This window comes from Amycolatopsis sp. NPDC026612, from assembly GCF_040638285.1.
In the GTDB taxonomy this organism is placed as follows: domain Bacteria; phylum Actinomycetota; class Actinomycetes; order Mycobacteriales; family Pseudonocardiaceae; genus Amycolatopsis.
The window spans coordinates 1-15,467 of the sequence record NZ_JBEZYB010000051.1 but is presented as its reverse complement, the minus strand read 5'-3'; the positions used below and the strand labels follow the sequence as shown (position 1 = coordinate 15,467).

15 protein-coding genes and 1 pseudogene are annotated in these 15,467 nt (G+C 70.5%); 13 read left to right on the top strand and 3 right to left on the bottom strand.

From position 1 onward, the window contains the following. Positions 1 to 43: 43 nt before the first annotated feature. Positions 44 to 664 carry a DsbA family protein gene (locus tag AB0F15_RS32425; RefSeq protein WP_360278715.1) on the top strand — a complete coding sequence of 207 codons (621 nt, stop codon included), beginning with the start codon at positions 44 to 46 and terminating at the stop codon, positions 662 to 664. Between the two features lie 7 nt (positions 665 to 671). Here the strand turns inward: AB0F15_RS32425 and AB0F15_RS32420 are convergent, their stop codons facing one another. After that, positions 672 to 1,481: an MBL fold metallo-hydrolase gene (locus AB0F15_RS32420; protein WP_360278712.1), complete on the bottom strand. Its 810-nt coding sequence runs from the start codon at positions 1,479 to 1,481 to the stop codon at positions 672 to 674. Next, positions 1,478 to 2,170, bottom strand: coding sequence for a 2-phosphosulfolactate phosphatase (locus AB0F15_RS32415; RefSeq protein ID WP_360278710.1), 693 nt, complete (start codon positions 2,168 to 2,170; stop codon positions 1,478 to 1,480). Before AB0F15_RS32415 ends, AB0F15_RS32420 begins: the two co-directional genes overlap by 4 nt. A 75-nt stretch (positions 2,171 to 2,245) precedes the next feature. On the opposite strand from AB0F15_RS32415, the gene AB0F15_RS32410 reads away from it, so the two are divergent. Beyond that, positions 2,246 to 2,719 carry a ribose-5-phosphate isomerase gene (locus tag AB0F15_RS32410; protein ID WP_360278707.1) on the top strand — a complete coding sequence of 158 codons (474 nt, stop codon included), beginning with the start codon at positions 2,246 to 2,248 and terminating at the stop codon, positions 2,717 to 2,719. Continuing rightward, positions 2,719 to 3,528 (top strand): DNA-formamidopyrimidine glycosylase family protein, encoded by an 810-nt coding sequence (locus AB0F15_RS32405; RefSeq protein WP_360278704.1) that lies wholly within the window; start codon positions 2,719 to 2,721, stop codon positions 3,526 to 3,528. Before AB0F15_RS32410 ends, AB0F15_RS32405 begins: the two co-directional genes overlap by 1 nt. A gap of 52 nt (positions 3,529 to 3,580) precedes the next feature. On the opposite strand, the gene AB0F15_RS32400 is transcribed toward AB0F15_RS32405, so the two are convergent. Continuing rightward, positions 3,581 to 4,402, bottom strand: coding sequence for a hypothetical protein (locus tag AB0F15_RS32400; RefSeq protein ID WP_360278701.1), 822 nt, complete (start codon positions 4,400 to 4,402; stop codon positions 3,581 to 3,583). 147 nt (positions 4,403 to 4,549) lie between these two features. Here AB0F15_RS32400 and AB0F15_RS32395 point away from each other — a divergent pair, with 147 nt between their 5' ends. The 10 genes and pseudogenes from AB0F15_RS32395 to AB0F15_RS32350 all read left to right on the top strand — a co-directional run bounded on the left by AB0F15_RS32395 (position 4,550) and on the right by AB0F15_RS32350 (position 15,244). Next, on the top strand, positions 4,550 to 5,425 hold the full coding sequence (locus tag AB0F15_RS32395; RefSeq protein ID WP_360278698.1) for a TIGR03619 family F420-dependent LLM class oxidoreductase: 876 nt from the start codon (positions 4,550 to 4,552) through the stop codon (positions 5,423 to 5,425). A gap of 5 nt (positions 5,426 to 5,430) precedes the next feature. Further along, on the top strand, positions 5,431 to 5,877 hold the full coding sequence (locus AB0F15_RS32390; RefSeq protein ID WP_360278696.1) for a nuclear transport factor 2 family protein: 447 nt from the start codon (positions 5,431 to 5,433) through the stop codon (positions 5,875 to 5,877). Between the two features lie 96 nt (positions 5,878 to 5,973). Beyond that, positions 5,974 to 6,576, top strand: a complete 603-nt coding sequence (locus AB0F15_RS32385) for a TetR/AcrR family transcriptional regulator (RefSeq protein ID WP_360278694.1) — start codon at positions 5,974 to 5,976, stop codon at positions 6,574 to 6,576. 12 nt (positions 6,577 to 6,588) lie between these two features. Continuing rightward, on the top strand, positions 6,589 to 7,077 hold the full coding sequence (locus AB0F15_RS32380; protein WP_360278691.1) for a hypothetical protein: 489 nt from the start codon (positions 6,589 to 6,591) through the stop codon (positions 7,075 to 7,077). A 706-nt stretch (positions 7,078 to 7,783) separates the two neighbouring features. Further along, complete coding sequence (locus AB0F15_RS32375; RefSeq protein WP_360278793.1) at positions 7,784 to 10,729, top strand: AAA family ATPase; 2,946 nt, start codon at positions 7,784 to 7,786, stop codon at positions 10,727 to 10,729. Positions 10,730 to 11,058: 329 nt separating this feature from the next. Next, positions 11,059 to 12,087: a GDP-mannose 4,6-dehydratase gene (locus AB0F15_RS32370; RefSeq protein ID WP_360278688.1), complete on the top strand. Its 1,029-nt coding sequence runs from the start codon at positions 11,059 to 11,061 to the stop codon at positions 12,085 to 12,087. A gap of 5 nt (positions 12,088 to 12,092) precedes the next feature. Further along, positions 12,093 to 13,442 carry a glycosyltransferase gene (locus AB0F15_RS32365; RefSeq protein WP_360278685.1) on the top strand — a complete coding sequence of 450 codons (1,350 nt, stop codon included), beginning with the start codon at positions 12,093 to 12,095 and terminating at the stop codon, positions 13,440 to 13,442. Positions 13,443 to 13,452: 10 nt separating this feature from the next. Further along, on the top strand, positions 13,453 to 14,505 hold the full coding sequence (locus AB0F15_RS32360; RefSeq protein WP_360278682.1) for a DegT/DnrJ/EryC1/StrS family aminotransferase: 1,053 nt from the start codon (positions 13,453 to 13,455) through the stop codon (positions 14,503 to 14,505). 66 nt (positions 14,506 to 14,571) lie between these two features. Continuing rightward, positions 14,572 to 14,817 (top strand): annotated as a pseudogene (locus AB0F15_RS32355) (DUF6444 domain-containing protein); the annotation flags it as partial. Positions 14,818 to 14,932: 115 nt separating this feature from the next. Beyond that, on the top strand, positions 14,933 to 15,244 hold the full coding sequence (locus AB0F15_RS32350; RefSeq protein ID WP_360278806.1) for a hypothetical protein: 312 nt from the start codon (positions 14,933 to 14,935) through the stop codon (positions 15,242 to 15,244). Positions 15,245 to 15,467 lie beyond the last annotated feature (223 nt).

Sequence of the window (15,467 nt, the reverse complement as noted above, 5' to 3'; positions counted from 1 at the left end):
GTGGGGGTCCGCCCACATCGAGACGTGACTCAGGAGTGCCCGCATGACCGCTGCCGAGCAGCCCACGAAGGTCGACTTCTACTTCGATCCGATCTGCCCGTTCGCCTGGATCACCTCCCGCTGGATCCTTGAGGTGGAGAAGCAGCGCAACCTGGACCTGCACTTCCGGATCATGAGCCTGTCGGTGCTGAACGAGGGCCGGGACGGGCTGCCGGAGCAGTACCGGGAGCTGCTGTCGAAGGGCTGGGGCCCGGTGCGCGTGGCGGTCGCGCTGTCGCAGCTCAAGGGCGAAGAGGTGCTGCGCGAGTACTACACCGAGTTCGGCACCCGCTACCACAACCAGGGCGACAAGGACTACGACTCGGTCATCAAGGAGGCCCTGGCGGCGATCGGCGCCCCGGCCGAGCTGGCCGAGGCCGCGCACTCGACCGAGTACGACGAGGCGCTGAAGAAGAGCCACCACGAGGGCATGGACCCGGTCGGCATGGACGTCGGCACCCCGACGATCCACATCGACGGCGTGGCGTTCTTCGGCCCGGTCCTGACCTCGATCCCGCGCGGCGAGGACGCCCTGAAGGTGTTCGACGGCGCGGTGGCGCTGTCGAGCTACCCGGACTTCTTCGAGCTCAAGCGCACCCGCTCGGGCGAGCTGAACTTCAACTGAGCCGTTTTCAGGGGGTTGCGAGGGCGGCCAGGGTGACGTCACTGGGGTAGCGAGACGCGGCGACGGCGGCCACCTCGGTCGTCTCGCCGCGGCCCAGGCCGGCCTTGAGCGTGATCAGCTCGTGCAGGCCGTCGCGGTGGTAGCGGACGAACTCCGCGTCGACCGGGTCGCCGTGGCCGGGGACCACGACGCGGGGTTCCAGCGCGAGGATCGCGTCGAACGCGGCCGGCCAGGCGGTCAGGTCGGTCTCGTCGCTGAACGAGTACGCGCTGAACCCCGCTTCGGCGTGCTCGACGACATCACCGGCGAAGACGACCGCCGCGTCCGGGACGTGCACGACGATGTCGTGGCCGGTGTGCGCGCGGCCGGGGTGCAGCAGGACCGCCGTGCGGCCGCCGAGGTCCAGCTCGACGCGGCCGGTGAACGTGTGGTCCGGCACCGCGATGGTGGTGCGGGAAATCGCGTCGGCGATGTCCGGCTTGCCCTCTTTGCGGTAGTGGGCCTCCCAAGTGGCGCGGCGGGCCTCGGGATCCGCGGTCAGCTCGGCCGCGCAGCGCTCGTGCGCCCAGATCTCGCACGGCAGGAACGCCTCGGTGCCCCAGGCGTGGTCGAAGTGCGCGTGCGTGTACACCACGGTCCACGGCAGCGGCGTGAGCTCCCGGACCGCCGCCGCGAGCTCGGCGCCCTGCTCGAGGTCGCCCCGCGTGTCGACGACCAGGCAGCGCTCGGCGCCCACGACCAGCCCGACGGTCAGGTCCAGCTCCGCGTAGCGGCGGGCGTGGACGCCGTCGGCGACCTCGATCCAGCGGCCGGTCATGCCAGTACTCCTTCGCTCAGGACGGGAGCGGCGCGGCTCACGTCGAGTTGGGCGGCGAGGGCGACGTCGCCGCCGTGGCCGGCTTCGGTCAGCTCCCGCCCGGACACGCAGCTCGCCAGGGCCGTCACGTCGACGGACCGGGCGGCGAGGGCCGCTTCGGCGGACAGCGAAAGCCCATGCCCGGCCAGCGCCGCGGCGATCGCTCCGGCGCCCAGCTGGTCCTCGACGCAGGGCCGCAGCGGTCCGGACGTTTCGCCGTGGCCGAAAACGTTCACGCCCCAGCGTTCCCCGGCCGCGATCAGCCCGATCGGGCCGCCCAGCTCGTGGGCCTTCGCGGCGACGGCGGAGGCGTTGCGCAGGCAGCCGGCCAGCACGTGGGCGCCGGTCGACGCCGCGGCGTCGCACAGGGTCGCGCCGTTGGGCGAGGGCAGCGCCAGCAGCGTGCCGGGAGGGATTTCCGTCACAGAAGACGGCCGCAGGGTGAAGGCGCCTTCGCCCGCGATGATCGCCCCGGCCGCGCGTGCCTGCGCCACGCCGCGTTCGTCGCGCCACCGGACCGGCAGGACGCGGCCGCCGCGGGCGACCACGAGATCCGTGGTCGTGCCGAAGGAAAGCACGTCGACGACGACCAGCACGGTGCATTCCCGGCCCAGCGCCGCCACCCCTTCGGCGCCCCAGTCGAGCCGCACGTCGCTGCCGGTCTACTCCCAGATCCCCACCCCCGGAGCATGCCCGAAAACGGCCGTGGTGGCAGACTCCCAGCCGTGCGTGTCTACTTGGGATCCGACCATGCCGGTTTCGAGCTGAAGAACCACCTGGTGGCTCACCTGCAGAAGCAGGGCCACGAAGTCACCGACATCGGCCCGCGGGTCTACGACGCGGCCGACGACTACCCGGCGTTCTGCGTCGAGACGGCGTTGCGCGTGGTGGCCGACGAGGGCAGCCGCGGCATCGTCGTCGGCGGCTCCGGCAACGGCGAGCAGATCGCCGCGAACAAGGTCCCCGGCGCCCGGGCCGGCCTGGCCTGGAGCGTCGAGACGGCCAAGCTGTGCCGCGAGCACAACCACGCCCAGCTGATCGGCGTCGGCGCCCGGATGCACACCGCCGAGGAGGCCGTCGAGATCGTCGAGGCGTTCCTCGCGACGGAGGTCTCGCCGGAGGAGCGGCACGCCCGCCGCGTCCAGCAGCTGCTCGACTACGAGCGCACCGGGACCCCGCCGGCGTTGCCGGAGGCCTGATGCCCGAGGGGCACACGCTCCACCGGCTCGCGCGGCTGCACAAGCGCCGGTTCGCCGGCGCCCCGGTCGCGGTGAGCAGCCCGCAGGGCCGGTTCGCCGCCGAAGCGTCCCTTTTGGACGGTCGGGTGTTCGTCGGCGCCGAGGCGCACGGCAAGCACCTCTTCCACGACTACGGTCCCCACGGCGTCGTCCACATCCACCTGGGGCTGTACGGCACTTTCGGCGAGTCGCCGCTGCCCGCGCCGGAGCCGGTGGGCCAGGTCCGGCTGCGGCTGGCCGGCCGGACACATGGGACGGACCTGCGCGGGCCCACCCGCTGTGAGCTGCTGGCTCCCGGCGAGGCCGACGCGATCAAGGACCGGCTCGGCCCCGACCCGCTGCGCCGTGACGCGAAACCGGACCTGGCCTGGGCGCGCATTTCGCGGTCGAAGACGTCGATCGCGGCGCTGCTGATGGACCAGGCTGTCCTCGCGGGCGTGGGCAACGTCTACCGCGCCGAGGTGCTGTTCCGCCACGGCGTCGCGCCGCTGACGCCGGGGCGGGCGCTGGATCGCCGGGTGTGGGCGGACATCTGGGCCGACCTGGTGACCTTGATGCGCGCCGGCGTCCGCGTCGGCCGCATCGACACGGTCCGCCCGGAGCACCTGCCCGAGGCGATGGGCCGCGCGGCGCGGGTGGATCGCCACGGTGGCGAGGTCTACGTCTACCGCCGCGCCGGCGAGCCGTGCCTGGTGTGCGGGACACCGGTGGCGCACTCGGAACTGGTGGGCCGCAACCTCTACTGGTGCCCTCGCTGCCAGCCGGCCTGAACGGCCGTGAGCGGCCCGTTCGGCTGAACGAGCCGCTCACGTGCGCCGAGGGTCAGAAGTCGAAACCGCCGCCGTCGAAGCCCCCGCCGTCGAACCCGCCACCGTCGAAGCCGCCGCCGCCCCAGTCGCCGCCGCCGTCTCCGCCGAAGTCGCCCCCGCCGTCTCCGCCGCCGTCGAAGTCACCGCCGTCGCCGCCCATGTCACCGGAGTCGAGCGCGTCCTGCTGGCCCGCGTCGTAGCCGGATTCCCAGGCCGAGGCGCTCGCGATGCCGCCCATGCCGGAGAACATCGCGCTGAACAGGAACATCGACCCGAGGCCCCAGGCACCGGCGACGAGCGCGGGCTTCCACCACGGCTCGCTGTACCAGCCCTGCGGCACCGGACGGCCCGCGACGCGGCCACCCGGGTAGTAGTACGGGGTGTCCTGGCCGGCGTCGGGGGACGCGGCGTAGTGCTGGCCCTCGACGTCGACCTCGCGGCGCTCGGTGACCTTGCCGGCGCGCTCGCGCTCGGTCTCCTCCGGCAGCTGCGGGCCCGGGTCCATGCCCATCGCGACGCGCGCGGCACGGACGTAGTAGAGGCCCTCGACGGCGGTGTCCTTGACCAGCCGGGCCTGCTCGATGGTGCGGGCCTGCTCCATCTGCGAGCCGGCCGCGTTGTAGCGCTCGGCCGCGTCGGCCATCGCCTGCATCGACGCGGTGTCGTTGCCGTTCAGGTTGAGGACCTGGCCGCCGAGCCGCTCGACCAGGCGCCGCGCGTCGGCCTTGGCGTCATCGAGCTCCCGCTGCCGGGCCGCGGCGCGCTGCCGCGAGAAATAGAGGCCGCCACCGACGATCACGACGACGAGCACGATCAGGAAGATCGCGGTGCCCATGGACCACTCCCAGGAATTCGCGGCTCGGTGACCGGTGGTCACCTCTGATTCGGACAACGCGGACGCTACGCGGTGGGTTCCCGGTGCGTGATCGGGCCCACGCCCGCACCTGGCCGAAAAAACTAGAACACGTTATAGTTCGACCTCATGAAGTTCACCCTGTCGATCGCGATGAACCCCCTCGATCAGCTGGGCGAGCTCGCCCGGGCCGCCGAAGAGGCCGGCTTCGCCGCCATCGCCCTGCCCGACTCGCTCTTCTACGCCGAAACGGTGGACACGGACTACCCGTACACCCCCGACGGCAGCCGGTTCTGGACCGCCGAGACGCCCTGGGTGGACCCGCTCGTCGCGGCCGCGTCGATGGGGGCGGTCACCAGCCGGATCCACTTCTACACCTCGGTGCTGAAGCTCGGTTCGCGCAACCCGGTGCTGCTGGCCCGCCAGGTCGGCTCGGTGGCGGCGCTCACCGGCGGCCGGTTCGGGCTCGGGCTCGGCGTCGGCTGGCTGCCGCAGGAGTTCGAGTACTGCGGGGTCCCGTTCGAGCGGCGCGGCAAGCGCGTCGACGAAGCCATCGACGTGCTCCGGCTGATCCTCGACGGGGGGATGGTCGAGTACCACGGCGAGTTCTACGACTTCGCCAAGATCCAGATGAGCCCGGCACCGCCGAGCCGGGTGCCGTTCTACATCGGCGGCCACACCGAAGTCGCGCTGAAACGTGCGGCGCGGGTCGCCGACGGCTGGTCGTCGGCGATGATGAAGCTCGACGAGCTGCGCGACACGATCGCCCGGCTGAAGGAGCTGCTGGCCGAGCGCGGCCGCGCCGGCGACCCGTTCGAGTACCAGGCGGTCTGCATCGACGCCTTCGGCCTGGATGGCTACCGCGCGCAGGCCGAAGCCGGCGTCACCGACGTCATCACCATGCCGTGGGTGTTCGACGGCGTCGGGTTCGACGCGCCCGTCGAGCCGAAGCTCGAAGCGATCCGCAGGTTCGGGGCCGAGATCATCGCGAAGTTCGAGGAGTGACTCCCATGGGCGTGCAGGTCAGCTGGGACACCGGGCAGGAGCAGCCGCCGGCGCGGCGCGCGGCGTTCGCGTCGATGACCGCGGTGACGGCGGGCGACAAGGAAGCCTGGCTCGCGTTGTTCGCCGCGGACGCCGTCGTCGAGGACCCGGTGGGCCCGTCGATGTTCGACGCCGAGGGCAAAGGGCACCACGGCCACGAGGGCATCGGCGCGTTCTGGGACATGACGATCGCCAACGTCGAGCGCTTCGAGTTCACCATCCGCGACTCGCACGCCGGGGGCGACGAGGTGGCCAACGTCGGGACGATCACGACCTTCCTGCCGGGCGGCTACCGCGTCGACACCGACGGGGTGTTCGTCTACCGCGTCGGCGAGGACGGGCTGATCCGGTCGGTCCGGGCGTTCTGGGAGACCGAGCGCGCGATGGCGACCGCGCGTCAAGTGGAGGGCTAGCGTCCCGGGCCTGGTGATCGACACATACCGCAACTCCCTTGTTGCGGAAAGAGGGCATTCTGGCGGTTGTTTGCTCAGCCGTGCTACTTTTTGCTCATGCAAGCAAAAACGTTCACCGAGAACGCCCGCCGGGCGCAGATCGTCCGCGCGGCGATCGAGACCATCGGTGAACTCGGGTACGCGAAGGCTTCGTTCGGGCAGATCGCGAAACGCGCCGGGCTGAGCAGCACCGGCATGATCTCCTACCACTTCGACGGCAAGGCGGACCTGATCGCCGAAGTCGTCAGGGACGTGCTGGCCACGAGTCTCGCCTACATGCGGGAGCGGATCGACGCGGTGGGAGGGCCGGCGGCGGAGCTGCGGGCCTACATCGAGTCGAACCTGGCGTTCATCGCCGAGCACCCGGTCGAAATCACCGCGCTGCTCGAGAGCCTGCGGCACGGCGGCGGCGCCGGCGGCGCGGTCACCGCGGGCAGTGACGACTGGTACCACGGCGCCGTCGACATCCTGGAAACCTGCCTGCGCGACGGGCAGCGCACCGGCGACTTCGGCCGGTTCGACCCGCGTGTCATGGCGATCACCGTCCGCCAGGCGATCGACGGCATCCACACCGAACTGATCCGGCGTCCCGGCACCGATGTCGACGCCTACGCGGCCGAACTCGTCGCCATCGTCGAACGTGCCACCGCGCCCGACTGAACTGGGGAAACCATGTCCACCTCGAACACCTCCGGCCGCGTGCTGCGGCCGGTCATCACCCTGCTCTACCTGAACCTGCTGATCAGCATCGCGTTCGCGGTGCTCACGTTCCTGCACAAGGACGGCATCCTCGACTACCAGGTGCTGCACTGGGAGTCGACCGGCCAGGCCAATCCGGCCGACCGGGCGGCGACGCGCTCGTCCCTGGAGAGCGTGCTGTGGATCCGCCCGGTGTCCGTGCTGGTCATCGCGATCATCTACGTCCGGCTGGCGGGGCGGCTCAAGCTCGGCCGCCGCCGCACCTACGTCCGGCTGATGGTGATCACGGTCCTCGGGCTGGCCGGCCTGGTGTACCTCGTCGTCGCCGCCGAGTTCCCGGACTGGATGCGGGCCGGCCAGGCCGGGCAGGGGCTCGTCCTGCTGGTCCTGTTCCTGCTGCTGTGCACCAAGAGCGTCCGCGGGTACTTCTCGAAGCAGGGCCGGGTTCCCGAGAGGGTGTGACGCCGGTGGCCGCGCCCGGTCCGCGGCGCGGCCACCCGGCTCGAATTTCGTTCACATTGTGTTTCCCGGGTCTTATTCGGAAAACATGGGACCCGATCCGGAATGCATCCGGATTCCTGAGATGGGCGTAAAGGTTACGCAACGGCAAACCGCCGCGTTCCGCTCACTCGAATGCCGGAACGCGGCCGCCGCGGCTTCGACCGTGAGTGGAACCTCGCTGCGGCCGTAGCAGGTACGCCTTTCGTTCCGCTGTCCGGCCACCGGTGTTTCCGCGGCGTAAATGCTGGTCAAGGGCCGGTGGGCGACGTGATGGCGGCCGCCTGCGGAATGTGTCGGCGAACCGGACCAAGCGGACATCGGGGTCCGGGTGAAACCCCGTCTTGGTTCGTTGCGGCACGTAGGGGCAGGTGGTAGCTTCTGATCGTTATCTCCTCGCGGTGAACCGGGCGATCAGGGCAGTAATCGTCCAAGCGTGAACCGTGGGGATCTGGGGTCTGGGGAAAGGTTGTCCGATGAACGTTTACCGCGGTCCCTGGTAAGGGACGCCGAATAGCACTTTGACGCCGGCTCGTACGCGAGTCGTCGGGACTTTGTCGTCGCCAGGCACCCGTTGGGGAGCGGTGTGCCGGGTCGAACGACCGTGAAGCATTGCGTGCGACGGCATTTGTCCGCCACGCACGCTGCTGTGCTGGTGATTCGCGGGAAAATGCCGGCGTTCGGCCCGTCTGGGGTGGCCGCAACGCGGGTCGTGGATCAGACGAATCCAACACGCAACGAATTTCTGGGGGAAGTTCCCGCCATGCTCATCGAACGTGATTTCGAAACGGCGACCCTGAGTCAGATGCTCGCCGACACCCACTCCGGGGCCGGCGGTGTCGGCCTCGTCCTCGGCCCGGTCGCCAGCGGCAAGACCGCGCTGCTGGAGGCCTTCGGCAGGCAGGCCGCGGGCACCGGCGCGGTCGTGCTGTCCGCTTCCGGTGCCCGGTCGGAAACCGCCGTCGGCCTCGGCGTCGTTTCGCAGCTGGTCCACACCCCTGGCGTCCGGGCGGACATCGCGAACCAGGTTTCGGCGTACGTGGAGGACGCCGAGGCCGACGCGACGCTGCTGGACAGCCGGTTCCTGCACCGCCTCTCCAGCGCGGTGATCGGCTGGTCGGCCGAGAGCCCGCTGGTGCTCTGCGTCGACGACGCCCACCACGCCGATCCCGCGTCACTGCAGTTCCTGCAGCACATGGCCCGGCGCATCCGACCGGCCCGGGTGCTGGTGCTGCTCGCCGAACGGGCGGACCCCGGCGAACGGCGCCCGGTGCGCCACGTCGACCTGATGCGGCGGCCGCACTGCCGTCAGCTGCGGCTGGCCCCGTTGTCCCGCAACGGCGTCGGCGTCCTGCTGGCCGGCAAGCTCGACGAGGGCAAGGCCCACGCACTCGCCGCGGAGTGCTTCGCGGTCAGCGGCGGGAACCCGCTGCTGGCCACCGCGCTGGTGCACGACACCCGGGCGGCCGGCACGGGCGAAGTGGTCGCCGGGGCCGCCTACCGGCACGCGGTGCTCAGCTGCCTGCACTCCAGCGAGCCGCGGGCGCTCGAGCTCGCCCGGGCGCTCGCCGTGCTCGGCGACGACGAGCAGTCCCAGATCCCGCTGGCGGGCGGCATGGTTTCCTTCGCGCCGGCCACCACCGAACCGGTGCGCCGGGCGCTGGAGTGGGCCGGCGTCCTCGACGGGCACCGGTTCCGGCACGCCGAAGCCCGCGTCGCGGTGCTCGACGAGCTCGATCCCGGCGTCCGGTCCGCCCTGCACGGCCAGGCCGCCCGTCTGCTGTTCGACCAGGGTGCCCGCCCGACCGCCATCGCCGCCCACGTGGTGGCGGGGAACCTGGACGAGCCGTGGACCGAGCACCTGCTGTCCGAGGCGTCGGAGGCGGCGCTGCTCGAGGACGACGTCGAGCTGGCCCGCGCCTGCATCGCGCTGGCCAGCCGCTGCTGCACCGACGACCGCGACCGGGCGATCGCCAAGGCGTCGCTGGCCGACATCGAATGGCGCACCACCCCGGCGAAGGCGATGCGCCGGCTGCCGGAGCTCGTGCACGCGACCCGCGCCGGGCACCTGCCCGGCATCCGGGTCGTCGGCATCTTCGAGTTCCTCCTCTGGTTCGGCCGGGTCGACGAAGCCGTCGAGATCGCGAAGGCGTTCGGCGACCTCGTCGACTGCCGGGACCGCCGCACCCGCGGCGAGCTGCTGACGCTCGACTCGTGGCTGGCCAGCTCGGTGCCGGGGATGCGGCACCTGGTGGAGCCGATGCTCGCCACGATCACCGACGGCGCCACGGCACCGCAGCTGGGGCTCGCGGTGAACTCGCAGCTGAAGGCGATCGACGCGCTGACCACCGTGGTCCGCGAAGGCCCGTCCGAGGCCGCGGTGCTCGACGCCGAGCAGGTGCTGGAAGGCACCCGGATGACCGACATCACCCTGCGGCACCTGGTGTTCGCGGCAACGGTGCTGATCTACGCCGAACGCCTCGGCAAGGCCGCCACCTGGTCCGAGCACCTGATGGCGCAGGCCGCCGGCCGCCCGGCGCCGACCTGGCAGGCATCGCTGGCCGAGCTGCGCGCGGAGGTCGCCCTCCGGCAGGGCGACCTGCCGCTCGCGGCGCACAACGCGAAGGTCGCGCTGACGAAGATGACCCCGGAGGCGTGGGGGATCGGAGTGGGGGCGCCGCTGGCGACCCTGCTGGCCGCACTGACCGAGATGGGCCGGTTCGACGAAGCGGCGGCGCTGCTCAACCAGCCGGTGCCCGACGCGCTCGGCGAAACCCGCTTCGGCCTGCACTACCTGCACGCGCGGGGGCACTACTACCTCGCGACGGGCCGGCTGCCGACGGCACTGAACGACTTCCTCGCCTGCGGGGCGCAGATGGCCCGCTGGAACCTGGACCAGCCGTCGCTGGTGCCGTGGCGCTCCAGCGCCGCGGAGGTCCACCTGAAGCTCGGTGACCGCGAGCAGGCCCGGGTGCTGGCCGAGGAGCAGGCGGCGAAGCTCGGCCCGGGCTGCGGCGACCGCACCCGGGGCATCACACTGCGGACGCTGGCGCTCGTGGCCGACCCGGCCCGGCGCCCGAAGCTGCTGCAGGAAGCGGTGGACGTCCTCGAGAAGTCCGGCGCCAAGCTGGAGCTGGCCCGCACGCTGGCCGAGCTGAGCCGGGCCGGCGGGGACGTCACCACGGCGCGCACGGCGAACCGGGACGCCCGGGTGCTGGCCGAGGAGTGCGGCGCGGAGCTGCTGCGCAAGACGTTCCTCGACAGCGGGGAAGGCGACGTCGTGGTCACCCTCCGCGGCGCGGTCGCCCCCGCCGACGTCAAGCTGCTGACCGACGCCGAGCAGCGGGTCGGGTGGCTCGCCGCGCGGGGCCACACCAACCGGGAGATCGCCAGCAGGCTGTACATCACCGTCAGCACCGTGGAACAGCACCTGACGCGGGTGTACCGCAAGCTGAGCGTCAGCCGCCGCCGCGACCTGGCGTCGGAACCGCAGCTGCGGGTGCCGGAGCAGCAGGAGCGCCTGCCGGGCATGGCCCGGCCGCCGGTGGCGGTCAGCCACCGGGTGCCGGCGCCCCCGGTGCGCCGTCCACTGAGGCCGGTGCCGCCGGCCCGCTGACGTTGTCACGCAACGGAGCCGGGACCCACGCGGGTCCCGGCTCCGTTGCGTGCCGGGGAAACGACCCCTACCTTCGCCCCTAGGTTTTCCGCCCGCGTAGGGGATCCACGGCCCGTGACCATTGACTTCGCGGTGATTTCCTTGACAAAGAACCGGTGCGCCACGAGCGTGGACGTCGTTGCCGACCACCCGGACGCGGATTCGGCGGTACAGCGCGATTTTCGCGGCGGCAGGGGGCTCACCGAAGCTGCTCGCAAGGCGGCCGGACGACGCCACGGCGGGAGCTGCACCGGTAGCCATCGACACAGCGTGGCAAGGAAGGCACATTCATGGCGAAGCGTGCGTTGATCACGGGTATCACCGGGCAGGACGGCTCGTACCTGGCCGAACATCTGCTGGCCGAGGGCTACCAGGTGTGGGGCCTGGTCCGCGGCCAGGCCAACCCGCGCAAGTCGCGGATCAGCAGGCTGGTCTCCGAACTCCACTTCGTGGAAGGAGACCTGATGGACCAGGTCAGTCTCGTGTCCGCGGTGGACTTCGTGCAGCCGGACGAGGTGTACAACCTGGCGGCCATCTCGTTCGTGCCGATGTCGTGGCAGCAGCCCGAGCTCACCACCGAGGTGAACGGCATGGGCGTGCTGCGGGTGCTCGAAGCGGTCCGGATGGTGTGCGGCCTGGACAAGTCCCGGCCGACCGGCGGCGGGATGCGGTTCTACCAGGCGTCGTCGTCGGAGATGTACGGCAAGGTCGCCGAGACGCCGCAGAACGAGCAGACGATCTTCCACCCCCGCAGCCCCTACGGGGTCGCGAAGACCTACGGGCACTTCATCACCAAGAACTACCGCGAATCCTTCGGCATGTTCGGGGTTTCCGGGATCCTGTTCAACCACGAGTCCCCGCGCCGCGGCGCCGAGTTCGTCACCCGCAAGATCACCATGGCGGTGGCGGAGATCAAGCTGGGCCTGCGGGACAAGCTCTACCTCGGCAACCTCGACGCGGTCCGCGACTGGGGCTTCGCCGGCGACTACGTCCGCGCGATGCACCTGATGCTGCAACAGGAAACGGCGACCGACTACGTGGTCGGCACCGGCCGGATGCACTCGGTCCGCGACGCCGTCCAGATCGCCTTCGGCTCGGTCGACCTGAACTGGCGCGACCACGTCGTCGTCGACCCGGCCCTCGTGCGGCCCGCGGAGGTCGAGACGCTCTGCGCCGACCCGGAAAAGGCCCGCGCCGAGCTCGGCTGGAAGCAGTCGGTCGACTTCGTGGAGCTGATGCGCATGATGGTCGAGGCCGACCTGCGGAAGGCGTCGAACGAACACAAGTACAGCGAGCTGATGCTCGCCGGGAGCTGGTGACGGCCGTGGCTCCCATCCTGTTCGCCTCGATCGCCGACGCCGGCATGATCAACCCGCTGCTCGTCATCGCCGGGGAGCTCGCCCGCCGTGGCGTGCCGGACCTGTACTTCGCGTCCACTGAGGACCGCCGCGCCGACGTCGAGGCGATCTCCGCCGCCAACCCCGTCCGGTTCGTTTCGTTCGGGGAACGGCTCGAGCGCCCGCCGGGCGAGTGGGACCCGGACCTCTACGCCGCGGCGACCCGGCCCGCGAAGCCCGGCAGCCTCACCGCGCGGCCGCAGAACGTGATCGCCTACCTGAGCGGCGTCACCGACGCCGGGCTCATGGTGACCATGTACGAGCGGGCGCTGGCCGTCGTCGACGAGGTGCAGCCGGCGCTGATGGTCATCGACTCCTCCAGCGTCTACCCGACGGACGCGGCGATCGCCCGCGACATCCCGTACGTCTACAGCGTGCCCATCTCGGTCAGCGAGATCTTCGCCGAGCGCCTGCCGCTGAGCTACCCGAGCCCGAACACCGGGCTGCCGCGCTCGCTGGGCCCGCGTCAGAAGCTGGCCAACCTCTGGTTCCGGCTGCGGCTGCTGCACGGCATGCTGACCAAGGTGCCCGCGGTGCAGTTCACCAAGGCCCGCAAGGCAGGGGGAATCCTGAACGCCACGGCGGGTCAGTCCGGCTACGCCGACCGTGCCCGGGCGATCCTCGGCTATTCGGTGTTCGGCATGGAGTACCCGTTCGACGCGGCGCCGTCGCACCTGCGGATGGTCGGCCCGGTCGTGCCGCCGCTGCCGGAGGCGGTGGAGCCGGACCCGTCGCTGTCGGCCTGGCTGGACGAGCACGAGTCGGTGGTGTACCTGGCGTTCGGCACCCACATGCGGCTCACCGCACCGCAGGTCGCGGCGATCGCCGAGGCGGCGCGGCGGATCGGGCCCGAGCACCACGTGCTGTGGAAGCTGCCGAAGGCCCAGCGCGTCCTCCTGCCGGCGGACCTCCCGCCGAACGTGCGGCTCGAACACTGGGTCCCGTCGCAGTTCGACGTCCTGGCCCACCCGCACGTGCGCGTCTACTACCACCACGGCGGCGGCAACAGCGCGTACGAGGGCATCTCCTTCGGCAAGCCGGGGCTCGTGCAGCCGTTCTGGATGGACTGCCACGACCACGCGGCGCGGGTCCTCGACAGCGGCTGCGGGCTGGTGCTCTCGTACGAGGAGACGATTTCCGCCGCCGCGATCGTCGCGAAGCTGCGCCGGGTGCTGGAGGAGAAGGAGTTCACCGCGCGCGCCGAAGAATGGGCCGACCGCTTCCGGGCCGCGGGCGGCGTCGACGCGGCGGCCGACACCGTGCTGGCCGCTCTCTGAAGGGAAACGTATGTCCGTCAAGTACCCGGTGTCGCAGCCGTACCTGAACGGCGACGAGCTGGCGAACGTCACCGACGCCGTGACGAGCGGCTGGATCTCTTCCCAGGGACCGTACGTGGCCCGGTTCGAAGAGGCTTTCGCTTCCTACAACGGAATCGCGCACGGGGTGGCGTGCTCGTCCGGCACGACAGCGCTGACGCTGGCCCTGCGGGCGCTGGGCATCGGACCGGGCGACGAGGTGATCGTCCCGGAGTTCACGATGATCGCGTCGGCCTGGGCGGTGACGTACACGGGTGCCACGCCGGTGTTCGTCGACTGCGGCGACGATCTCGACATCGACGTGTCGCTCATCGAGCAGAAGATCACCCCGCGCACCAAAGCGATCATGCCGGTGCACGTCTACGGCCGTCGCTGCGACATGGACGCGATCATGGAACTGGCGTACGAGTACAACCTGCGCGTGGTGGAGGACTCCGCGGAGGCGCACGGCGTGCGGCCGGTCGGGGACATCGCGTGCTTTTCGCTGTTCGCCAACAAGATCATCGCCTCGGGCGAGGGCGGCATCTGCCTCACTGACGATCCCCGGCTCGCTTCGCAGATGAAGCATCTGCGGGGGATGGCGTTCAACCGCGACCACACGTTCCTGCACAAGAAGATCGGCTACAACTTCCGCATGACGAACCTGCAGGCCGCGGTGGCCACGGCACAGGTGGCTCAGCTGGACGAGATCCTGTCGCTGCGAGCATCGATCGAGTCGCGCTACGACAGCGGGTTGCGGGACGTGCCCGGTGTGACGCTCATGCCTCGCCGTGACGTGCTGTGGATGTACGACCTGCTGTGCGACCGGCGCGACGAGCTGCGGGCTTTCCTTGCTGCGGAAGGGATCGAGACCCGGGTGTTCTTCAAGCCGATGAGCAGGCAGCCGATGTACCTGGATCCGGTCTGGGTTTCCTTGAAGGCGAACCGGTTCGCCGAGGAGGGGCTGTACCTGCCGACGTACACGTCGTTGACGGAGGCGGATCAGGAGTACATCGTTTCGCGGGTGCGGAAGTTCTACGGGTGATTCGCTTGATCGGTAACTGTTCAGGTCGTTTCCGGGCCGCGAGGTGGCTTGTGGGATGATCTTGTTGTGGGGGAGGGTGTCCGTCCGTCGTATGACGAGCTGGCCGCGCTGGTCGCAGCGCAGGCGGTGGAGCTCGCGCGTGCACGGAAGGAGATCGCCGCGTTGCGGGCCGAAGTCGCCGCCCTCAAGCGTCGGTTGGGCGCGAACTCGGGGAACTCCTCGATGCCGCCATCGCCGGACCGGTTCAGCGAACCTGCTCCCAAGTCGTTGCGTGGCAAATCCGGACGCCGGAAGGGCAAGCAGCCCGGTGCGTCCGGCGCGAACCTGTCGCTGGTGAAGAACCCGGACACCATCGTCGATCACACGCCGTCGGCGTGCTCGGGGTGCGGTGCCGGTTTGGGCCGCGCCGGCCTGCTACGGGCCGAACGTGACCGCGCTGGCGGTCTATCTGCTGACCTATCAGCACATCCCGGCCGCGCGGACAGCGCAGCTGCGGGCAGACCTGCTGGGCTGCCAGTGCCGACCGGCTGGGTTGCCGGTGTCCTCACCCGGTCGCCGACCAGCTCGACGGGTTCGCCGAGCGGGTCGAGGCTGGCGCACCCGGCACGGCGCCCAGGCCTGGCTACGCGTCCGCGGCTACATCTCCACCGCCCGCAAAAACAGCCTCCACATCATTACCGCCCTGCGTGACGCCATCGCCGGAAACTCCTGGCTACCAACAACTATCGAAACGTACTGAACAGTTACCCCGATCGTGTGATGAACGTGCGTTCGATTCTCGGGTAGTTTGAAGGTATGTCCAGCGACGTGATGCAGCGAGCCGATGCGGTGGCCTTGGCCGACCGTATCGGTTCGCTGCTTGCGTGTATGCGTTCTGCTGAGGCTGAACTTGGTGCGCTGCTGGTGGAAATCGAGCAGCGGGGCGTGCTGGAGCTGTTCGGGTATCGTTCTGTGGCCCGGTT